This is a genomic window from Allobosea sp. P5_A5, assembly GCF_056400625.1.
This window is the reverse complement of the sequence record NZ_JBFUKY010000003.1, coordinates 1-19,220: the sequence shown is the minus strand read 5'-3', so window position 1 is coordinate 19,220 and position 19,220 is coordinate 1. Positions and strand designations below refer to the sequence as shown.

The 19,220-nt window shown below is 56.2% G+C and carries 20 protein-coding genes, 1 tRNA gene and 3 pseudogenes; 11 read left to right on the top strand and 13 right to left on the bottom strand.

Features of this window, described 5'->3' with window-relative positions:
• A complete protein-coding gene (locus tag AC1DR6_RS06985) occupies positions 1 to 1,035 on the bottom strand; it encodes an aldo/keto reductase (protein WP_476828481.1) in 1,035 nt (344 codons plus the stop codon).
• 87 nt (positions 1,036 to 1,122) lie between these two features.
• On the opposite strand from AC1DR6_RS06985, the gene AC1DR6_RS06980 reads away from it, so the two are divergent.
• The 3 genes and pseudogenes from AC1DR6_RS06980 (at position 1,123) to AC1DR6_RS06970 (ending at position 4,525) form a co-directional block, all read left to right on the top strand.
• A complete protein-coding gene (locus AC1DR6_RS06980) occupies positions 1,123 to 2,025 on the top strand; it encodes a LysR family transcriptional regulator (RefSeq protein ID WP_476828480.1) in 903 nt (300 codons plus the stop codon).
• Between the two features lie 108 nt (positions 2,026 to 2,133).
• Positions 2,134 to 3,216 (top strand): annotated as a pseudogene (locus AC1DR6_RS06975) (MFS transporter); the annotation flags it as partial.
• A 232-nt stretch (positions 3,217 to 3,448) separates the two neighbouring features.
• Positions 3,449 to 4,525: a metallophosphoesterase family protein gene (locus AC1DR6_RS06970; RefSeq protein ID WP_476828479.1), complete on the top strand. Its 1,077-nt coding sequence runs from the start codon at positions 3,449 to 3,451 to the stop codon at positions 4,523 to 4,525.
• Between the two features lie 83 nt (positions 4,526 to 4,608).
• Here AC1DR6_RS06970 and AC1DR6_RS06965 read toward each other — a convergent pair whose 3' ends face one another.
• Both AC1DR6_RS06965 and AC1DR6_RS06960 read right to left on the bottom strand, forming a co-directional pair.
• Positions 4,609 to 4,737 carry a hypothetical protein gene (locus AC1DR6_RS06965; protein WP_476829009.1) on the bottom strand — a complete coding sequence of 43 codons (129 nt, stop codon included), beginning with the start codon at positions 4,735 to 4,737 and terminating at the stop codon, positions 4,609 to 4,611.
• Positions 4,738 to 4,740: 3 nt separating this feature from the next.
• Positions 4,741 to 4,908: pseudogene (locus tag AC1DR6_RS06960) on the bottom strand (beta-barrel domain-containing protein); the annotation flags it as partial.
• 412 nt (positions 4,909 to 5,320) lie between these two features.
• Between AC1DR6_RS06960 and AC1DR6_RS06955 the strand changes: the two are divergent.
• Positions 5,321 to 5,395 (top strand) — tRNA-Gly (locus tag AC1DR6_RS06955).
• An 80-nt stretch (positions 5,396 to 5,475) separates the two neighbouring features.
• Here AC1DR6_RS06955 and AC1DR6_RS06950 read toward each other — a convergent pair.
• Complete coding sequence (locus AC1DR6_RS06950; protein ID WP_476828478.1) at positions 5,476 to 5,763, bottom strand: helix-turn-helix transcriptional regulator; 288 nt, start codon at positions 5,761 to 5,763, stop codon at positions 5,476 to 5,478.
• Between the two features lie 70 nt (positions 5,764 to 5,833).
• Between AC1DR6_RS06950 and AC1DR6_RS06945 the strand changes: the two genes are divergently transcribed.
• The 4 genes from AC1DR6_RS06945 to AC1DR6_RS06930 all read left to right on the top strand — a co-directional run bounded on the left by AC1DR6_RS06945 (position 5,834) and on the right by AC1DR6_RS06930 (position 7,636).
• The gene (locus AC1DR6_RS06945) at positions 5,834 to 6,361 is read left to right on the top strand and encodes a hypothetical protein (RefSeq protein WP_476828477.1); all 528 of its coding nucleotides are present in this window, start codon (positions 5,834 to 5,836) and stop codon (positions 6,359 to 6,361) included.
• Positions 6,362 to 6,417: 56 nt separating this feature from the next.
• Positions 6,418 to 6,897, top strand: a complete 480-nt coding sequence (locus AC1DR6_RS06940; RefSeq protein WP_476828476.1) for a YccF domain-containing protein — start codon at positions 6,418 to 6,420, stop codon at positions 6,895 to 6,897.
• An 18-nt stretch (positions 6,898 to 6,915) separates the two neighbouring features.
• On the top strand, positions 6,916 to 7,272 hold the full coding sequence (locus tag AC1DR6_RS06935; RefSeq protein ID WP_476828475.1) for a hypothetical protein: 357 nt from the start codon (positions 6,916 to 6,918) through the stop codon (positions 7,270 to 7,272).
• Between the two features lie 172 nt (positions 7,273 to 7,444).
• The gene (locus AC1DR6_RS06930; RefSeq protein WP_476828474.1) at positions 7,445 to 7,636 is read left to right on the top strand and encodes a hypothetical protein; all 192 of its coding nucleotides are present in this window, start codon (positions 7,445 to 7,447) and stop codon (positions 7,634 to 7,636) included.
• Positions 7,637 to 8,184: 548 nt separating this feature from the next.
• Here the strand turns inward: AC1DR6_RS06930 and AC1DR6_RS06925 are convergent.
• Both AC1DR6_RS06925 and AC1DR6_RS06920 read right to left on the bottom strand, forming a co-directional pair.
• The gene (locus tag AC1DR6_RS06925) at positions 8,185 to 8,967 is read right to left on the bottom strand and encodes a hypothetical protein (protein ID WP_476828473.1); all 783 of its coding nucleotides are present in this window, start codon (positions 8,965 to 8,967) and stop codon (positions 8,185 to 8,187) included.
• A gap of 111 nt (positions 8,968 to 9,078) precedes the next feature.
• Positions 9,079 to 9,843 carry a hypothetical protein gene (locus AC1DR6_RS06920; RefSeq protein ID WP_476828472.1) on the bottom strand — a complete coding sequence of 255 codons (765 nt, stop codon included), beginning with the start codon at positions 9,841 to 9,843 and terminating at the stop codon, positions 9,079 to 9,081.
• Positions 9,844 to 10,803: 960 nt separating this feature from the next.
• Here AC1DR6_RS06920 and AC1DR6_RS06915 point away from each other — a divergent pair.
• Complete coding sequence (locus AC1DR6_RS06915; protein WP_476828471.1) at positions 10,804 to 11,352, top strand: recombinase family protein; 549 nt, start codon at positions 10,804 to 10,806, stop codon at positions 11,350 to 11,352.
• A 187-nt stretch (positions 11,353 to 11,539) separates the two neighbouring features.
• Here AC1DR6_RS06915 and AC1DR6_RS06910 read toward each other — a convergent pair whose 3' ends face one another.
• Positions 11,540 to 12,739 carry a site-specific DNA-methyltransferase gene (locus tag AC1DR6_RS06910; RefSeq protein WP_476828470.1) on the bottom strand — a complete coding sequence of 400 codons (1,200 nt, stop codon included), beginning with the start codon at positions 12,737 to 12,739 and terminating at the stop codon, positions 11,540 to 11,542.
• 71 nt (positions 12,740 to 12,810) lie between these two features.
• On the opposite strand from AC1DR6_RS06910, the gene AC1DR6_RS06905 reads away from it, so the two are divergent.
• On the top strand, positions 12,811 to 14,181 hold the full coding sequence (locus AC1DR6_RS06905; protein ID WP_476828469.1) for a DNA adenine methylase: 1,371 nt from the start codon (positions 12,811 to 12,813) through the stop codon (positions 14,179 to 14,181).
• Here AC1DR6_RS06905 and AC1DR6_RS06900 read toward each other — a convergent pair.
• Both AC1DR6_RS06900 and AC1DR6_RS06895 read right to left on the bottom strand, forming a co-directional pair.
• The gene (locus AC1DR6_RS06900; protein ID WP_476828468.1) at positions 14,178 to 15,128 is read right to left on the bottom strand and encodes a phospholipase D family protein; all 951 of its coding nucleotides are present in this window, start codon (positions 15,126 to 15,128) and stop codon (positions 14,178 to 14,180) included. The two genes, AC1DR6_RS06905 and AC1DR6_RS06900, sit on opposite strands and share 4 nt — an antisense overlap.
• A 517-nt stretch (positions 15,129 to 15,645) precedes the next feature.
• Entirely contained in the window at positions 15,646 to 16,254 is a 609-nt protein-coding gene (locus AC1DR6_RS06895) for a hypothetical protein (protein WP_476828467.1), read from the bottom strand.
• A 502-nt stretch (positions 16,255 to 16,756) separates the two neighbouring features.
• On the opposite strand from AC1DR6_RS06895, the gene AC1DR6_RS06890 reads away from it, so the two are divergent.
• The gene (locus AC1DR6_RS06890; RefSeq protein WP_476828466.1) at positions 16,757 to 17,026 is read left to right on the top strand and encodes a hypothetical protein; all 270 of its coding nucleotides are present in this window, start codon (positions 16,757 to 16,759) and stop codon (positions 17,024 to 17,026) included.
• Here AC1DR6_RS06890 and AC1DR6_RS06885 read toward each other — a convergent pair.
• From AC1DR6_RS06885 to AC1DR6_RS06870, 4 genes and pseudogenes are all read right to left on the bottom strand, one after another.
• Positions 16,983 to 17,549, bottom strand: a complete 567-nt coding sequence (locus AC1DR6_RS06885) for a hypothetical protein (protein ID WP_476828465.1) — start codon at positions 17,547 to 17,549, stop codon at positions 16,983 to 16,985. The two genes, AC1DR6_RS06890 and AC1DR6_RS06885, sit on opposite strands and share 44 nt — an antisense overlap.
• Positions 17,550 to 17,679: 130 nt before the next feature.
• Positions 17,680 to 18,183, bottom strand: coding sequence for a hypothetical protein (locus tag AC1DR6_RS06880; protein ID WP_476828464.1), 504 nt, complete (start codon positions 18,181 to 18,183; stop codon positions 17,680 to 17,682).
• A gap of 3 nt (positions 18,184 to 18,186) precedes the next feature.
• On the bottom strand, positions 18,187 to 18,774 hold the full coding sequence (locus tag AC1DR6_RS06875; RefSeq protein WP_476828463.1) for a hypothetical protein: 588 nt from the start codon (positions 18,772 to 18,774) through the stop codon (positions 18,187 to 18,189).
• Positions 18,775 to 18,986: 212 nt separating this feature from the next.
• Positions 18,987 to 19,220: pseudogene (locus AC1DR6_RS06870) on the bottom strand (IS5/IS1182 family transposase); the annotation flags it as partial.

Sequence of the window (19,220 nt, the reverse complement as noted above, 5' to 3'; positions counted from 1 at the left end):
TCAGACTGCGCGGGGAGCCAGGCGGGCAAAGCCCTCCTGCTGGCGATAGGGCGTGTGGGGATAGGGCGGCAGCACCTCGCTCGCCGCGTCAAGTGCGGCGATCTGCTGCGATGTCAGCGACCAGCCCACGGCACCGAGATTCTGGCGCAGCTGCTCTTCGTTGCGCGCGCCGATGATGACGGACGACACCGTCGGCCGCTGGAGCAGCCAATTGAGCGCGATCTGCGGCACGCTGCGGCCGGTCTCGGCGGCAATGGCCTCGATCGCGTCGATCACGCGGTAGAGATGCTCGCTCTCGACCGGCGGCGCGAACTGTTCGGTCTCGTGCAGCCGGCTCCCCTCCGGCACCGGCCGGTTCCGGCCAATTCTACCTGTCAGGCGGCCCCAGCCCAGCGGGCTCCAGACCAAGGCGCCGATGCCCTGGTCGAGCCCCACCGGCATCAGCTCGTCTTCATAGGCCCGGCCGATCAGCGAATAATACACCTGATGCGCGACAAGCCGCGGCCAGCCATGGCGATCGGCAGCGCCCTGCGCCTTCATCAGCTGCCAGCCCGGGTAATTCGAGACGCCAGCATAACGCAGTTTGCCCTGCTCAATCAGCAAGGCAAGCGTGCCCATCAGCTCGTCGACCGGCGTCGAGGCGTCGAAGGCGTGGAGCTGGAGCAGGTCGATATGGTCGGTGCCGAGGCGCTTCAAGGACGCCTCGACCGCGCGGATGAGACGCGCCCGCGACGCGCCCCAATCCTGCGGCCCATCGCCCATCGGCAAACCTGTCTTGGTCGAGATCAGCACGTCTTCGCGGCGCCCACGCAACGCCTCTCCAAGGATCTCCTCGGAGGCGCCGTTCGAATAGACATCGGCAGTGTCGAACAGCGTCACGCCGGCCTCAAGGCAGATGTCGATCAGCCGCCGCGCCTCGCGGGCATCGCTCTGCCCCCAGGCGCTGAACAAAGGCCCTTTGCCGCCGAAGGTGCCGGTGCCGAAGCTCAGGGCCGGAACCCGCAGTCCCGACGATCCCAGTTGACGATAGTCCATGGCGCGCTCTTCTGTTGCTACGTTGATGCACAGATAGCGATGAAGCTGGCCACAGATTATCTGGCATGATCGGCGAGGACATGTGCGATGGACGCAAAGATGCAGTTGGGCGCCGACCGCGCGCATTCACTTGCGATGTTCGCCGCAGTGGTCGAGCATGGCAGTTTCTCGGCTGCGGCTCGCCTTTTGGGGATGAGCCCTTCGGCGGTGAGCCGCACCATCGACCGTATCGAGGCGCGGCTCGGTGTCCGGCTGCTGTTGCGGTCGACGCGCGCGTTGTCGATCACGGCCGAGGGCCAAACCTATCTGCAAGCCGCCCGGCGAATCCTGGCCGATCTCGACGATGCCGAGCAGCGGATCGCCGACCAGGGGGCGCCGCGCGGACGGTTGCGCGTCACCGCCGCGCTGTCCCACGGGCGGCTCTGCGTCGTTCCGCTGCTGTCCGAATTCGTGGCGCTTTATCCTGACATTCTCGTCGATATCGCATTGACCGACACGCTGGTCGACATCGCCGCTGGTCAGGCCGACATCGCGGTCCGGTTCGGGCCGCTTCCGGACAGCTCGCTGACGGCGCGCAAGCTCGGCGAAACGCGGCGCGTCATCGTGGCCTCGCCAGCCTATCTGGAACGATACGGCACGCCGCAGGCGCCCGAGGACCTTCATCGTCACAACTGCCTGAACTTCAACTTCCAGCGTGCCGAACCGGTTTGGCCGTTCTGTCGATCCGGCCATGACTTCGCGCTGTCCGTGAAGGGGAGCATCGAGGCGAATAATGGCGAGACGCTGGGCCAGCTTGCTGCGATCGGCGTGGGCGTCGCGCGCGTCGGGGCCTTCAGTGTCATGCAGGAGATCATGGACGGGCGATTGGTTCCGATCCTGGAGGAGTTCAATCCCGGCGATGTGGAGCTGATCCATGCCGTGTTCGTCGGTGGCGCGACCACGCCGGCCCGCATCCGCGCTTTCGTCGACTTCCTGGCGAAACGCCTCTGAGGGCGTGAGAGCGGCCGAGCAGCTGGTTGACCCATTCGGGATGACCTCAAGGAACAACGTAACCTCGCCGCTCGTTTCCGGGGACGCAACGTCAGGCCGGAAATCTCCATGTCCAGTGTATCGGTTTCTGCGGGCTCGGCGTCGATCCCGGACGACAAGAAGCGTGCGACGAGAGCGCTGAGCGCACTCAACTTCTTCATGGCTGACATGCAGGCCGGGATCGGGCCCTTTCTCGGCGTATTCCTGCAGCAGAATGGCTGGTCGACGGGGCCGATCGGAACCGTGATGACGCTTGGCGGTGTCGCCGGCATGGCGATGACGGTGCCGGCCGGCGCCTTCATCGACTATACCGAGAAGAAGCGCTGGGTGGTCGTCATCACCGGCATCTGCACGGTGCTGGCGTCCTTTCTCATCCTGTTGTCGCAGTCGGCGCTGGTCGTGACGGCAAGCCAGATCGCGACCGCGATCGCAGGCGCGGCGATCGGGCCGGCAGTGGCCGGCATGACCCTGGGCGTTGTCAGGCAGAAGGGCTTCAATGTCCAAAACGGCAAAAACCAGGCCTGGAACCATGCCGGCAACATGATCGGGGCCGGCCTGTCCGGTTATCTCGGCTGGCGATACGGCATGCCGGCGATCTTCTTTCTTGCCGCGCTCTTCGGTGTCTTCGCGATCATTTCGGTCCTTTCGATCCCGGAACGGGCGATCGACCATCGGGCCGCGCGAGGGCTCGAGGATGGCGACGGGAAGGATGACGGTGGCCAGGCCGAAGGCTTCAAGGAGTTGCTTCGCAACAAACCTATGCTGCTTTTGGCAGCTGCGCTTGCCTGCTTTCACCTCGGAAACGGTGCGATGCTGCCGCTTTACGGGCTGGCTGTGGTTGGCGAAGGCAAGGGCAATCCGGCTGTATTCACCGCGCTCACCGTCGTCGTCGCGCAGGCGGTGATGATCGGGGCATCAATCGTTGCGATGCGCATGGCGTCGAGCCGGGGCTACTGGCTGGTGCTGCTGATCTCCTTCATCGCCCTGCCGCTGCGTGGCTTCCTGGCCGGCAGCATCATCGAATCCTGGGGCGTGTGGCCGGTTCAGGCACTGGACGGGATCGGAGCCGGCTTGCAGAGCGTCGCCGTTCCAGGCCTCGTCGCCTGCCTGCTGCGTGGCACCGGGCGGGTCAATGTCGGGCAAGGCGCGGTGATGACGGTCCAGGGCGTCGGCGCGAGCCTGTCCCCGGCAATCGGCGGCTGGCTTGCGCAAATTCTCGGCCCACAGCGTTTTATGTGCTCGGCAGCTTCGCGCTCGTCTCGGTCGCACTCTGGATCGGGTTTCACGGCCTGCTGCGGCCCGCCTGTTCGGGCATGGATGGCGATGCGAAGGTGGAGCCGTCCGCGTGAGCACCCTCTCATTCCTGCAGGTCGGCGATCTGCATATGGACGAGGCGAATGGCTGGGAAAGCCTTCCGCGCCTCGAAGCCATTGTGGCCGAAGCCAACCGGCATCTGCGCGACACCGTCGACTTCGTCTTCCTGCCCGGCGACAACGCCAATCACGCGACGGACCCGCAATATGCCGCGATCGCTCGCGCGCTTGCGCCTCTGCGACTTCCCTGGCGCGTCATTCCGGGTGACCACGATTACGAGGCCGGCGATCTGCGGGCCTACGAAGCGACCTTTCCTGAAGCCAACCGTCCAGAGGTCGAGGTCTTCGCGGGGCACCGCTGCATCTTTGTCGATGTCGTCTCGGCCGGTGCGGGTGGCCCGGATTTCCGTCTGACGATGCATCACCGCAACCGGCTGATCAAAGACCTCGCCCGCGCAACCGCCGATGCCCAGCCGCCGGTCGTTTTCATGCATGCCTATCCGGACGATCTCGCCGCGGATGGCGCGGAGATCGCCCAACTGTTTTCCGACGCGGGCGTTGCCTTCGTCGCCACCGGCCATACTCATTACAACGAGCTGCTCAATGACGGCCGCGTCGTCTATGGCGCGGTACGCTCCACAGGCGAGATCGAGGAGGATGGCGGACAGGCCGGCTTCGCGCTGATCACCATCCACGACACGGTGCCGAGCTGGCGTTTCAAGCGGATCGGCAGCGGCTGGCCGTTCCTGCAGATCGTGTCACCTTGCGATACGCGATTGGTCACCAGGCCGGCGGATCCGCGACAAATCCCGCGCCCCGGCCAGATCGAGGTCACAGCGAGAGTTTTCGGCTCCGCAGTGGAAAGCCCGGTCGTCTCGGTCGATGATGGCACGCCAACCGTGATGCAGCCTTCAACGCGCGGGCTCTGGTCGGCGCCGGTAGAGGTCCGGGCTGGATTGCACCGGATCACCGTCGAAAGCGGGTCGGCGCGCGACATGATCCACGTTCTGGTCCGGGCGGCCGACGCCATCCCGATGCGCAGACCGCCCGTCATGCTCGGCCACGCCTGCCATTCGATCGGCTCCTGGCCGGACGCCGGCATCGACGGCATGCGCCTCGGCCCGAACTGCAACGGACGGCACTGGTAAGGCCGGCGGCCGCCTCGTTCTCATTTGCTGTCATGCCGTCGCTGTCCGGCGGCGTGGCAACGGGTATCGCTGATCGCTCGGCGTCAGCGTTCCCGGAACGCGTGCTCGATCTGGTCACGCATCGGTTTGACCAGATAGCTCATCAAGGACCGGCTCTCCGTTCGAATGAAAACCTCGACGGGCATGCCGGGCAGGAGGTCGAGTGCCTTCAAGGGCTCGCTTCGGCCGAAGCGAAGCCTGACGACGGAATACGGCTCCGGAACGCGCTCGTCCTTCACCGCGTCGGCGCTGACGCGGGTTACGATTCCTTCGATCTCCGGCGTCGTTCTTTGATTGAAATTCGTGGAACCTGAGCGTCGCGGGCTGGCCGACCCTGACTTCATGGATATCCGACGTCGAAGCCGGGAGCCTGCCTTGCACGCCGCAGTCACTAACGGCATGCCAACATAGCCGACACCGATGATCCCGATACGTTAAGCCTTCGACGAAAGCCGCGAGATTTTGGTCGTCCAAATCTGCTCCGGCGCCTTAGTCGGGATGGATGACGATAAAGACATCAACAACCGGCCAGCTTCGATGCGAGCGAGGCGGCATTCGCTTCCGCGGCAACGCCGACGCCGCTGACATCTGTCAACGCGCTGGAGCAACCGTGATATCGCTCACTGGCGAATTTCTCCTTCCGAAAGGCCGTCGACATCGCAACATTTCGCGCGCCGTCCGAAAATCGAGGATGACAACACGAGACTCCGGCGCTAGATATTGCGTTAGGGTGCCTCACGTCTTTCCGCACTCCATGCGGGCGTAGTTCAGTGGTAGAACGTCAGCTTCCCAAGCTGAATGTCGTGGGTTCGACCCCCATCGCCCGCTCCAATTATTTCAAGGGTTTAGAGGCGCTTCTGCCTTGCCCCGAAATTCCAGCAGCTACATAACAGCTACAAAGCGACAGAGGGCTAGCGAGGTTTTCCGCTAGCTTGTTTACCCGTCTTGGATCGGCCGGGCCCGCGCTTAGGGAGCGGCAAATCTGCTGCCGCTGTTTCATCGATGAGATCGGCAACCTTCACACCGAGCGCCGTCGCCAGCTCAAAGAGCGTGATGACGGTCGGGTTCCGCCGCCCGCGTTCGAGGCTGCTGATGTACCATTGGCTGTAGCCGGATCGCTCTTCGACCTGCTCCTGAGTCAGGCAGCGCTCTTCACGCAATCGCGCAAAATTTAATCCGACAAGCTCGCGCATATCCATGCGCTCAGAGCTGGCAATTTTCCGCAGTTCGAATTACCAATTATAGTTGGTAATTCGTGATGACGGGGCTATGCAGACGATGGGCGTTTCCACCAGACCGGCCGCAGGTAATGGTCGAAACGACCAAACTTCATCCCTTGTCGAGATACGCACTCCCGCCTTTGGGCTCACGGATCTCGATCCCCGAAAAAGCTCGCCAAGATTTAAACTGCTGAGAATGCTAACGGCGATTGCGTCATTCGCTGCGGGGACGTGTCACGCTGAAGATCGCCAGTTCGCAACGGCTGGCGGGCTTGGCGGCATGAAATACTACGAGTCGTCCGTGCAGAAATTCGCCAAAAATGGCGAGGTATTTTTTGGCGTCACCGGCTACGGGCAGAACCCCGGCCATGCGCCGAAAATGGACTTCCGTGTGATTTTCAATTGCGGCAATCGATCAAAAATCGGCGTGGTGATCGAGCGACACATGCGAAACGAATACCGTATAGAGGATCGTGTCAGCTCCGTACCGACGCGCCGCAATATCTGGTATTCTCTCCAGTCATACCATTGCCCCGACAATCACTTCGACCGCGACCCGAACGAGCTTTGGCAATGAACCAAATGCCGGTAAGCTTTTGCGCCGCATAGCGAATTTGGCTGGGGGATAGTTTCATGAGATTTGCGGGCAATGTGCTCTGGTTCATTCTAGGGGGAGCGATCACAGCGTTGATCTGGCTCATCGGCGCTATCGTCTTCGCTCTCACGATCATAGGCTTGCCGCTGACGAGGGCAGCGCTGGAAATGGCGAAGATGTCAGCCTTTCCGTTCGGCAAGGACGTGGTTCATATCAGAGAGCTAGACGGCAAGGGCATAACGCTTTCGACAGGCACCACTGGCACCATCGGCTTCATTGCCAACCTGTTATGGGCCTGCACATTCGGATTGGTCCTGTTCGTCTCCTACATCATCGCTGGCGTTCTCAATTGCCTGACGATCATCGGCATTCCGTTTGGGCTTCAAGCTTTCAAACTCGCTGGCCTTTCGCTTTGGCCGGTTGGTAGACGCGTCGTCTCAAAAGAGCTCGCGGCTTTAGCGCGTCAACATGCTGCGGAGGAGAAATTTAACAAGCTACGCGGACCGCGACTGGTCTGACATGAGGAAGTCCGAGTGATGAGAAATAGCCAAGTCACGCTGCTGCCGCTCGCATTAGCAGCTATCATGTATACGCAGCCCACCTCCGCAGTGGCCGAAAATTTCAGCTGGCTCACGGCGCCTGTACGTATGAAGCCTATCAAACAGAAGGCCGAAGGCTACCTCGTCGAGGGGTTTGATGTTACCGATGCAGAAAATAAATACACCATAATATGCAAGGTATCTAACATGGGTACACCAACAATTTCTGAATGGAACGGCGCCATGAGGGTCGAAGAGATCAACGAAAAGCCGTATTTTTTACTAAATAATGCACGTGGTTTTAGTGAATTAAAGCTCAAATGGGCTGAAGCTTGTCGCAAAATTGTGAAATAAATGACTGTGATTTCGATTATTTAAATTAATTATCCTATTTTCTTGGGCCAACAATTCTGCGCCGTCCACATCGGGGGTCGTCTGTCCGGCAGTTCGGTAGCAGCCGGGGGCAGGCGCTGTCGGCATCGCGATCTCTCTCCTGTTCCTGCTCGGATCGGCGCTCGTCATCGCCGTGCCACGGGCAGCTCAGGTTCGCTTCATCATCGCGGCTGTGATCGCTTTCCTCAATCGGGCTGCTTTTCTCGATCTGATGATTTGGGGCATCATTTCCATCGCATTAAGCCTGATGAGCTACTACGGCAATCGCGAACTGAAGAAGCGCAAAGCTCAAGCTGCAGCAGCATCCGAAGCCGCACCAATTTAATCGGGTAGGGGTTGATCGGGTTGCCTGTGTACGGCCGGTTGGGGCCACAGAGCGGACACGGCCAACTGGTCCGGAAGCAGACGTTCCACCTCTGGCCGTTGGGCACCATCGGGGGTGAAAGTTGCCCCGCTAGTGGTCGCCGACCCTCGCGCGACGTAAGTGGGGCACGACTTCCTCGTCTAACGGACAGGCGGCGCCGGCGGTGCGCCGTGCGAAGGCAATGCTGAGATCAAGGAAACCCGCCTCGTCCGAAACGGGGGCTCGTGCGCCCAGCCAGCTGTCTTGCACGGTTTCATGGCCGACCGCCCATGGTACCCATTCACAGAGCTTTGAAAGCCGCAAAAGTACGGCCACAGCTGCGGCGCCTAGCAGCACGTCGACCTTCACAGCTTCGCAATAATCTCTTTGGGCTTGTGCTTCGTCTGCGGCATAATCGGCATCCTCCAAGGCTCAAAAGCCTACTTCAGGGAGGATCACTTTTCAGGGGGGCAGGCCAGCCGCAGTCGCCGGCATCGCCGACGCCGTCGGATCGCAAGGCTGACGCTAGTCTAGGCGCCCAAGACGCCTAGCTCGAACAACGACGCTTCGGCCTCTCGTCGTGCAATTAAACCCTTCGCCTTCGGTTTACCTTCCCAAAGCCGCTTCATTAAGCGAATCTGGCTCGGGATTTCATCGAATTTCCTCGCAATCATCGCCTCTTTTATTGCTCTAATTTCTCGGCGAGGATCGTTTACAAGTCCAGCATCTTTGGTCGCGGAATTGTAGTAAGAAGCTGAACCCCTGTTAAAAACGATACTTACAAGCGCACCAAATGCGTCGTCCTTGAGTTCCTTCGTGTTGGCAAAGGCAGTCTCCGTCTCTGCTACGTAAAATGGCAGCGTCTTGATCAGAAATTGCTTTTGAGCGACCGTCCAAGATATCTGGATGCTTGATACACTTGATAGCGACGCTTGCGCGTTTGGCCCCTTTCGCCCAACCACGGTCGTGAGCAAAGAAATCTGCTGCTCATCCAAATACCCATCCCAGTTTTCTTTAAAATCATCGATCCGAACGTACCCGAGATCATAGCCGACCCCGATTGTCACGCCGGAAGCGTTTTCCGGCCAGATTGGTGATTTATAAGCAGCGTTGTAGCGCTCGGGGCTTGTGACCTCGCAACGAATGATGAGAGAATTTGCTAGCTCGCCTATTTTGCGGTTGGATCGCTTCTGAAGGCGTATCGAACCCGATGCTGTACCAATGTTCGGGACTACAACGTATTGAAACTCGTGTGTATCTAGTTCACGGAATTGACGAAGCTGCGGCCCCGCTGTCGCGTTCAATTCGTTCATCGCTGATCGGAACTTRTCATCTGCCGGGCCCGCCAAAGCCGGCGCTTCGACTGCGGCCCAGGCCGCAAGGCCGGATAGCATAACCTGCCGACGAGTCCGATTCGACATTTTCTAAATCCCCAGAGCTGAAGCAGATTTGCCGTAAGCATCATCTAAGTTGAATCCAGCTATGCCATGCTGATAACCAGATAACACCCATTGCATTCTCTGTTCGGGTGTCCCGTGAAAATTTGGGTCATTGAACGCGTAAGTTCCCTTATTGTAAATCGACTTCGCTGCGGTCATCGAATCTATACCGCTAGACTTGGGATCAATCGACATTTGCCCGCAGAACCAACCACCCAGGAAGTCTGCATGCAGCTCACGTTGCACGGTTATCTGCGATGCCATTTTGCGCTTAAATTGTAGTATATGTCCGTATTCATGCGCATGGATCAACGTAACTGAAGATTGCCATAGAGTAAATTCCTTTATTTCTGAGTGAAAAAGTCCGGATCCAAATAATATTGTACCGTCTAGAGAGCACTTATCGTCAATAAAACTTGCGTCAACAGCGAATGCATTCGGTTTATTCCCATCATCGTAGAATCCTACTTGCGGCTCCACTCCACTTCGGCGAGCTAACCAAAAGTGGGTATTATAGAAACCGGTGACAATCTTGTTGTCGAAATCCGCTAAAAACGAGTGCTTGATTGTACTGACGAATTCCAGCGGCAGTGCACTACCTACCGAGCAACCCTTGGTCGCTAGTGCGCCGCCGATGGTTGGAGCGTTTGCGCAGGTTTTTGTGTCGCCAGGGGGCCACGCCAATGCTGGGGCGCCGCACGAACACACTGCGGCTCCTGCAACAAAACGAAGGGCTGAGCGTCGGTTCATTCAACTTCGACTTTCTCAAGAACAAACGACAGAATAAGTGCTACAGAGCCCTTGTATTTGTTTTTGTGCTCGCTATACCGAACATAGATAGTGAAATCGTCGCTTAAACGCTGACTAAAAATTGGAAATTTAGAAGTCTCGGACTCTCTGTACAGCGGTTTTCTCTTCAATAATTCTCGAGGGACACACTGAACCACAGAATTTATCAAGTCGTCTCGATAGACGGAAATCATTTCGCTCGCCGATTCCAAGAATTTCCAATCGCAACTAAATTTACGGTAACTAGAATCTTTTTCATTATAAAATTCAATGGAACATACATCAGCGCCTGGTAGCTTTATATTGGATCTATACAATCCGATATCCTTATCGAAGGCGCCTCTTAACGCGACGAAGTCTGAATTTCTTTCATCGAACACGCTTTTAAATATTTCGCAATCCGACGCGCGAGCGTCGAAGTTTACGAGAACGCATGCGAGCGCAAGCGCGGCATACCTATAATTCTTCATGTCAGCCTCTTTTCTTTGAGACTACTAACCTCCGCTTGCATGTCAATGCGCCGGAGCCGCTTCTTCTCGCCATTCTGGCCCTGTTCTTCTGCCTGCCCTATCGCATCGGCCCAAGCCAGAGCAGTATGCAGTGCACGCCGGTAAACTCGGCCCGCTCTTTTCAGCGGTCGCCTGGGTCGATGCTGGTACGTCGCGAATTCGGAGATTCCGACAAGACGTAAAACACCATCCGCTCCGTGATCGGGTTTTCATTTGGATGTGGCTTTCAGCGAGCATTCTGTTCGTAACGCTGAGCACAAGGCCGAAGCTGAGTGCCAGAGCGCCAGGGACACGTCCTATGGCCCTCATACCCGTGGATGTGCAGAAATCATGAGTTTCGCACAAAGCGCTCACGCTCATAATTTCAAGACGTTACGTTGTGCATATCATACGTGCATAATGGAGCGGCTGGATGGGGCGGATTTTGGGGTATGCGCGAGTTTCGACTGATGGCCAGTCGCTCGATTCACAAGAGGAGCAGCTCAAGGCCGAAGGCTGCTCGAAGATTTTCGCCGAAAAGGTCTCAGGCGCTAAGCGCCAGCGGGCTCAACTCGACAGGCTGCTCTCATCGTTGGAAGTGGGCGATATCGTTCTGATCTCGCGTCTGGATCGGCTTGCTCGCTCGACACGCGACCTGCTTAACATTCTCGGCCTCATCGCTGATCGCGGAGCGGCCTTCCGTTCTCTGTCCGATGGCTGGGCCGACACCACAACGGCTCATGGCCGGTTGATGCTGACGGTCTTAGCCGGGCTGGCTGAGTTTGAGCGGGAACTGATTCGTGCGCGAACAAGCGAAGGGCGCGAGCGAGCTAAGCTTCGCGGAGTGAAGCTTGGTCGTAAATCTAAGCTAACGCTTCACCAACGCACGGAAGCCTTGCGGCGCCGGGAAGCCGGTGAAGAAACGCTAACCGATATCGGCAGGAGCTACAACGTCTCCCATTCGACAATATCGCGATTATAGGCCAGCCCGCTGAACGCTGCCTGCCCCATACCTCTAAGAAAGCCACGCGCCTTGGCCGCCGAGCTAGAATTAACTGCTCAGCTTCGACGAACGCCACTTCGCATTTTTGCATTTGAAGAATGCCCGGGGCGCAGCGCGGCCTAATGAAGGCCTGCCGCTCAAAGCGGTGCACACGCTCGATTCAAAGTTAAATTCCCATCAGCTTGGATCGATGAGCAAAAAAAGCGCAGGCTCCGCCACCGTTCCACCCGACCGACGAACTTATTCCACCGGGCTCCCCCCGAATCACGGCGTCAAGGCGTTTCACGCAATGGCTTGCGATATGTGGCCCTTGTTCGATACCGAGAAATTCACGTCCCATTTTCATAGCTACCGACGCAGTAGTGCCAGAACCCAAGTAGGCATCTAGAACAAGATCACCGGGATTGCTCGCAATATGAATTATGCGCGCAACAAGTCCCTCTGGTTTCGGCGTGTCAAAAACTGCTTCTTTTGGAAGCATTGAGAGCAAATGTTTTTTAGCTGAATCTGTTGTACCAACCTCATCAGCCGTCCAGAGCGTCGATGATGCTACCCCGATCTTGGATTCTCTCAGGTATTTTTTTATTCTGGGCACAGAATTGCCGTCCCGCCCAAAATATACTCGACCAGCTTTTATTTCTATCTCCATTTTTGGCTTGCTATAAACCCAGCATCGACCCTTTGGGGGCGCATGCAGGGTTCCGTTTGGCGCAGCAAGCATATAGAATTGAGACTTCGTAGCGTGTCCATCCTGCACATTGGCCGATACCGATTGCCATGCGCCTCTGGGATCATTATCCGGATTCTTATACCGACTTAGCAGCTCAGGCGGTGCGTCAAGCAAATTTCTTGCTCTCTTAAAGGCAGCTGCTTCCCTAGCGTAACATAAGATATACTCATGATTATTCGAAAAAGGACGCCGGTTTTCTCTTGTCTTGCGATGATTCCAAACAATATTTGCTACAAAATTTTCTGAGCCAAATACTTCATCGCAAATCACTCTCAGGTTGATAAGCTCGCTGTCATCAATAGATACCCACAGCGAACCATCTAACGTAAGCGTGTCCCGCAAAGCCTTAATTCGAAGCATCATGCGGTCAAGCCAAACACGTCTCCCCAGACGATCATCATAATGCCTGTATACCTCGGCATTATTGTAGGGCGGATCGATATACACACACTTAACTCGGCCTTTAATTTCGTCCCCTAGGTCAGAAAGCACCGAAAGGTTCTCGCCGTGGATAAGTGTGCTACCGGCGTGTGAGCCTCCGAGGCTTAACATTGGTTCATGGGTGAAGTGTTTGATACCGGCTAATATTTGCGCTAGCGGCGTGCATGCGACAGCGGCTCTCGGCTTGCTTTTCATTCAACACGGTACCTATCGCTGCTTGCCGCCTTCTGGCGCTTTCACGGTCTGACACGAGGATATCAAAAGTTTTGACGAAAAACAGCGCTTCGAAGGGCGAACGCGCTTCGCCGACCCGGCGTTCGCATGCAGACCCTGGCTATGTTTTCAGGCCAATCCATTACCTAGGGAGCAAACTAAGGTTTCTAGAAGCGATTGAGAGCGCGATAAACGATATTGATCCGTCCGGGGGGCCGGTCTGCGATCTTTTTTCTGGCTCTGCTACGGTGTCTCGCTACCTGTCACGAAGCCGTCGCGTAATAGCCGTCGATATTCAGGAGTATGCTCGGGTACTCGCCGACGCTGTTTTAAACGGTGCCACATCGCCATCGACGGATTTTTCCGCTCGGGCTTCGCTTACCGACCGTCGGGCCGAAGCAATCCGGAGAGCCCTGAGGCCGATAATCGAGCTTGAAAACGAAGTGACACAGCTCGCCGAAGGCGGCGAAATAGCCCCATTATGCGAGCTGATTGAACTAGGAAACTTGGAGCGTGACGGAGAACCGGCTTCTTATCTTCGTCCACGCCATGCTAGAGCTGTCAAGGAAGCTAAGCTCAACCTCAAGTCTCTCGGACTGCCCCTGAGCAACACTGTGTGCGTCCGCCACTTTGGTGGGTCGTTTTTTAGCTTCGCGCAGGCCATCGAATTAGATATGCTCACAACATCTGCGAGAGAAACTAACAATCCGGTCCTTCTGGCCGGTGTCCTTAGTACTGCAAGCCACCTTGTCAATTCAATTGGAAAGCAATTTGCTCAGCCTATCCGGCCAAGAGATAAAGCGGGCAATCTAAAACGCCACGTTGTAAAGAAAATTCTGAACGAAAGGAAAATTGCCGCACTAACTGTCTATCTTGAATACATCGATAGGTATCAGAGTCTGTCGATCAACAGAACTGACCATATCGCGATTCGCTCAGATTACCGGGACGCCCTATCACACACAACAGTAAAACCCACAGTTGTATATGCCGACCCGCCATATACCCGGGATCACTATAGCCGATTTTATCATACTCTCGAAACAATCGCGTTAGGCGACGAACCGACGATAACCAACAGCAATATTGGTGGCGGACATACGCATAGCCGCGGCGGTTATCGAGCAGGACGACATCAGTCGCCATTCTGCATCAAATCGCAGGCGCCTGCCGCATTTAGCGACCTATTTCTCGGGGTAGCCAAACTCGGAGTGCCGCTCGCACTGTCTTACTCGGGTTATGACCCATCGACGGGAGCACGCCCGAGGGTCATTGGCATCGACGAGCTAATCAAAATTGCATCGCGCTATTTCAGCCACGTCCGAATTCAAGAGATCGAGAATGCGCAACATGCAAAACTGAATTCTAGCCCATTAAACAAAGCCGCTAGTGGCACCACTGAAATTTTGCTGCTCTGCAGCTAGTGCATCAGCGATGGATTGGCGGCCCATGCGGCCTGAACGTCACTCTTGGTTACAACAACACGCCGCTTCGAATTTCCTGACGCAAAATAATTTTTGTCGAGAAAGTCTTGAACATCTTTGTGGCCCGGCTCGTTAGGTTTCAGTAAGACGTATCTATATTCCGACTTTCCAATTCGTTCGAATATCAGGATGAAATGGCCTTTCGCTGGATGATTGGCGCCGCTTAGGGCTTCCACCTCGAACCGATAATTGCTGCTCTTAACAGCAACAGCCTGCCGATGCTCCGGATGAGCTAGCGATCCGTCCGGCATGACTTGATAAAATGTTACGTTTCTGGGCTTTCCGATGGTGACACCGAAGAAGCCTTGATAAGTAGCAATACCGAAATCGGCCTGCCCAGGCCGATTCTTCGGGACCTCCGCTATCAAATACGGATTGAGTGACTCTGCCTCCATCGCCTCTGCATGCAATGCCGCGAGCGCCTCGGCATCCGTCTCCTTTACAGCTTTTTGGATTTTTTGCCGGGTAGCCGCGTTGAGTGCCGCCTGAGCCGCGACCTGCGGGTCATTCACTTCCAACAAATGGGCCGCATGGTCCTTGATCCAATCCGCCCACTGTTTCTCAAGCCCAATCGCATCCGGCTCGGAAATGTCCGCTTTCCAGAAGGCCTCCCAGTTGTTCCGCAAGCCGCCTAAGGTTAAATTCCCTGATCCCGTAATACAAGATCCGCCTAATGCATTTCTAACAAACATCAATTTAGGATGGTAAAGTACACCACCCTTCGGGTTATGAAACATCTTAATTGATGCCTTCGGCAGGGCTGCCTTGGCTGTCTTTAAGGCTTCGACCGCCGATGTATCCGTGATCGCGTCCATTCCAATTACTAGCTGGAATTTTCCCAGCTCTATGAGCTTACGTATTGTTGGCTCCGCAAAAAAGGTGTCCACGCCAGTGGCTGTCGCAAATGCGAAGCTAGCGAATCCCGCGGAAGCACCAGTCGAGGCCTTGGAAGCTGCAGCGTGAAGCGTAAACGCACCTCCGGGCACTTGCAGTACAAGCGTCATCTATCATAGCCCCAAAAATGAACAATGCTGCCAACTGCCTATCCCCGCGGGTTCAATTTGAACGCCAAGCACGGATCCCATCGGCTTCGATTCGCTTAAAATTAGGATGAAAACTCATCTACACGCAATAGTTGGCGGCTCTAGTTTTAGAGTAGGAGCCGCATTGGCTAGCCCCTAAGCCCTGCGGATCGGCTATTTGGCGGCTTTATAGGATACCACCTTGTTTGCTGGCTGGACCAGCAGCAAGGTTGCAGCGAATTGCTCTGCTCCGCCCAAAGCTCTCGCGCTCAGTCCCAAGCGGACATAACACTTATCGGACGATGCCAGTGCATAAGCCTCTCGTCTACCACTGTCGCATGGTTCGCTTCAAAGGCAGACTTCCGTGGGCATGGACCTCGGATCAGGTGAAGCGACTTCCGTTTTTCACCAGCCAGTAGAGCACTGAAACACCAATCCCGAAGGCTGAGCCACCATTGATCTCACCCTGCGAAACAACGGAGCGACCTGTTAAGCCCTGAGATATTGCCGAGATTGCCTCTTTATGGACAGCTGCGGCATCGCCGCGGGAAACGATTGCGCGATTTATTCCTGCCGAATATTTTACAGCTCGGGCTAATTTAGCCGGCACCATTCGGTCAAGATGTGTGGCAAGCAGTAGTGAATAGACGCTCGTGTGATGATGCGCGAGACGCAAAGCCTTTTCCTCGTCCGCTGTAGTGGCGTGCGTGTAATGCTTCAGAGCCCCAAAGGCATCGAAAGTGTACATCGCTTTGAGCTCAACGAGCCCGGCGGGCGTTCCGTCTGGGTCAAGAACAGCAAGATCGATGCGGTGCCATTCACGAGCAACAACGAAGTGCGGATCGTAATCTTGATGGAGGCGAAAAGCGAGGCGATCCCTAATGGGGTGCTCGACCTTCGTGGTTAACGCCAGATAAGCTAGTTCATTGGGCTGGAATTCTGAATCAAGGTTCGCGAGCTTTGCCGCAATTCCAAAATCTGCCTTTTGCAAAATGGCGAATCCTTCAGGCTAGCCATGTCGATCCTTTAGAGAGACGCTCGGTGGATGGGCGGCGTCGAACCCTGGCGAAAAACCCGCGCATAGCAGTCGGTGTTCTCGTAGCCACGGCTCTGGGCGATCCGGAAGCCAACATCATATGCAGACCGATCCTGCGCTACAGCGGGAGACGCCAGAATCGCTCCGAGAAAAACCAACCGCCACATCAGCTGCGCCTCCGACATGAGGCAGCGGAAACCTGATGGGAAATGCTGTCAACACGCGAAGGTCAGCCTGTGAGGTCTCGCCTTCAGGGACCGGGCAGAAACCCTCAGCGAACCAGCGATAGGCTGCGTCAGGGTCGGCGGCATCGACATCGCACCGGCTAATCGAGAGCCCTGTTCAGCGCCCTGAGGGCTGCGGAGCATCAAGGCCAACGGTGATCGGCCCTTGCGCAAAACGGGGGCCTGAGGCCATGCTCTTAAACTAACTATGCGTGGAATACGGGAAGCCGAAGATGGCCAAGATCAGCAGCATTGCGGTTGTCGACATGCCCGATAAGCGCAGCCACACGTTCCGCACGACGAAGGCACTTATGGCCGCTGCGTCGGAATTCGGATGGACATTCAAAGGCCTCACCGCGGCGGACAATAGCTCCAACGAAGCCTTGGTAGGGCTTCCCAAATTCGCAGAGTTGGCAGGCCCGATGCTCAATGGCCATACGCCGAGCGGAGGAGCTAAAATTAGATATGAGACGTGGGAAGCAAACCGCTTCTACTCTGAGTAACGAAGCGTGATGGGGCGGCTCGCTCGCCACTGATCAGGGTCGTCGCCTGCTTCGAAGATAAACTGCCCTCAGCAAACCAGCGATAGGCAGCGTCGGGATCGGCGGCATCGACATCGCATTTGCTGATCGAGAACCCTGTCCAGGTTCCTGAGAGGACCGTGGCGGCTGCTGTCCGGAAGTCCTGCTCATGGACTGGATGGACCAAGAACAAGGCCCTGACGACCGGAGCTGCCCTCGTCGCCGATTTCGTGAGGTAGCCGACGCCGACATGCTGATGCTCGAGGGCTGCCGGGCCATAGGCCAATCGGGACAGCTCGTGGTTCAGATCGTCGAAGGCCGCCCATAGCTCGTCGTCATCGGCGCCGGGGCATTCGAACTCGATGACGTGAAGGTAGTGATCAAGGCTATGTCGGAATCCGCTTGCCGGTGGACATCCGAACCTCTCAACCCAGCAGTGACGGAAGATCGTCTTGATCGAATGAGAGACCGACCTGACACGTTCGATCTCAGGCGAAAACTGCATGATGCGCTCCCCGCTTAGGGACGTATCATAACGGCTTTTATTCCTAGTAAAATGCCGAAGGTAGCCATTCGGAACCACCTTCGGCGTCGTCATGCCTTATGCCGACAGAGGCGCTAAAGCCAACCAACCGTTACGTCGAAATCCACCGAAGGTTGTCGCCCGCATCGGGCCTGTGATCCAGGGCGTACATGATCTGCAGTGCTATATCCTCGTAAGGCGAAGCGTCATCGAGATCTGAATCGACCACATAGGAGATTTGCAGTCCCAGGCGATCCGCCGTGCCGTCAATGGCTCGCTCCTGATGAGCCTTGAACTGCAGGGGATGGATCAAGGCCACAGCATCGACACCAGCGGGCCGGCCCGCGATCAATGGTGAGCAGCTAGCGAGCGTGAAGCAGCCGCCTGGAGCAGTCGCATTGACGGCTCTCATAAACAATCTCCAGCGCATCTCGAAAGACAGGAGCGCATCCTGCCGCGTCATGAGCGGAGAGATGTCCATCTGCACCCATGCGGTATGATAGAGGACGAGATCGTCGGTGCTGAAGCCGTCGACCTCTGTATCGACATCAACTACCCACCGATGAGCGAAACGCTGACGGATCTGACCAACGAAACGGTTGAATTTAGCGACCATTCCTCAGCCCTCTTTTGAAAAGGCAACGCTGAGATTGGGTTCGACCATGTCGTATCGATCGTCTCGACCTTGATAAAATCCGTTTTGATGCATGATGCCGTTCAGGCAATAGTGCACCGTGTCTCGCACGGGTTTATCGTTGCGGTATTCCTCCCAATAAAGCCCATTGCGATGACGCATCTGCTGCAATCTAAGCTGATGTTTTACGCTTGCAGCCAAATCCGGATGAAGGACCAATATCGCGTGAATATGAGCCCCGACGCTGGAATCCGACCAACGACCATCACGGCTTCCGGCATAGTCCATGGCGAACATGCCGACCGGCTTTCGCTGTTGAACCCAACGACGCCGCGCCCGTCCATTCTGGACAGCGACTTCCTTGATTAAACCGCGATACCAACGCCGGAATCCGTCCATCAAATTTTCACGTGGACCGAGATCGTCGAAGACGCGATATGTCACGAAGATCGTATGATCAATCATTGGATCAATGGCTTCGTATAAAGACCAATATCCATAATATACTTGAATTATACGCGCATATAGCATTTCTGATATCGTATTTTGCTGAATCAATACGTTGTTTAACATTTGATATATCCTTTAAAATTGACAATATAAATCCATACCCAATGAGTGAACATTGAATTTTGGTGTTTTTAAAAACCCGTTTTTTCGCAATGGCAGAAAATGTGGGCGGCTCGCATCGATTCTTATTATTTATAAAGAATCGCCCGTTGATGACGACGCAACGTCGTCATCAATGAGTACATAATAACGTAAAATACTGCTAGGGTCTGGACTCATAACCAGTAGCTGACGGTCGCTGCGATGCAGACTGCTGCGAGGAAGTTGACGGCGTTTCGATCGTATCGCGTGGCGACGCGGCGGAAATCCTTGAGGCGGCAGAACATCCGTTCGATGGCGTTGCGGTCGCGGTAGAGGACCGGGGAGAAGCAGTTCTTCCAGCGCCGGTTGGCCTTGGGCGGGATGTTGGGCATGGTGCCGTTCTCCTCGACCTGCCGGCGGATGGCGCG

What these genes read in the sequence shown, in the direction of transcription:
- AC1DR6_RS06985 (WP_476828481.1), bottom strand. Translation starts at nt 1,035, where the DNA reads ATGGACTATCGTCAACTGGGATCGTCGGGACTGCGGGTTCCGGCCCTG.
- AC1DR6_RS06980 (WP_476828480.1), top strand. Translation starts at nt 1,123, where the DNA reads ATGGACGCAAAGATGCAGTTGGGCGCCGACCGCGCGCATTCACTTGCG.
- AC1DR6_RS06970 (WP_476828479.1), top strand. Translation starts at nt 3,449, where the DNA reads ATGGACGAGGCGAATGGCTGGGAAAGCCTTCCGCGCCTCGAAGCCATT.
- AC1DR6_RS06950 (WP_476828478.1), bottom strand. Translation starts at nt 5,763, where the DNA reads ATGGATATGCGCGAGCTTGTCGGATTAAATTTTGCGCGATTGCGTGAA.
- AC1DR6_RS06945 (WP_476828477.1), top strand. Translation starts at nt 5,834, where the DNA reads ATGCAGACGATGGGCGTTTCCACCAGACCGGCCGCAGGTAATGGTCGA.
- AC1DR6_RS06940 (WP_476828476.1), top strand. Translation starts at nt 6,418, where the DNA reads ATGAGATTTGCGGGCAATGTGCTCTGGTTCATTCTAGGGGGAGCGATC.
- AC1DR6_RS06935 (WP_476828475.1), top strand. Translation starts at nt 6,916, where the DNA reads ATGAGAAATAGCCAAGTCACGCTGCTGCCGCTCGCATTAGCAGCTATC.
- AC1DR6_RS06925 (WP_476828473.1), bottom strand. Translation starts at nt 8,967, where the DNA reads ATGAACGAATTGAACGCGACAGCGGGGCCGCAGCTTCGTCAATTCCGT.
- AC1DR6_RS06920 (WP_476828472.1), bottom strand. Translation starts at nt 9,843, where the DNA reads ATGAACCGACGCTCAGCCCTTCGTTTTGTTGCAGGAGCCGCAGTGTGT.
- AC1DR6_RS06915 (WP_476828471.1), top strand. Translation starts at nt 10,804, where the DNA reads ATGGGGCGGATTTTGGGGTATGCGCGAGTTTCGACTGATGGCCAGTCG.
- AC1DR6_RS06910 (WP_476828470.1), bottom strand. Translation starts at nt 12,739, where the DNA reads ATGAAAAGCAAGCCGAGAGCCGCTGTCGCATGCACGCCGCTAGCGCAA.
- AC1DR6_RS06890 (WP_476828466.1), top strand. Translation starts at nt 16,757, where the DNA reads ATGGCCAAGATCAGCAGCATTGCGGTTGTCGACATGCCCGATAAGCGC.
- AC1DR6_RS06885 (WP_476828465.1), bottom strand. Translation starts at nt 17,549, where the DNA reads ATGCAGTTTTCGCCTGAGATCGAACGTGTCAGGTCGGTCTCTCATTCG.
- AC1DR6_RS06880 (WP_476828464.1), bottom strand. Translation starts at nt 18,183, where the DNA reads ATGGTCGCTAAATTCAACCGTTTCGTTGGTCAGATCCGTCAGCGTTTC.
- AC1DR6_RS06875 (WP_476828463.1), bottom strand. Translation starts at nt 18,774, where the DNA reads ATGTTAAACAACGTATTGATTCAGCAAAATACGATATCAGAAATGCTA.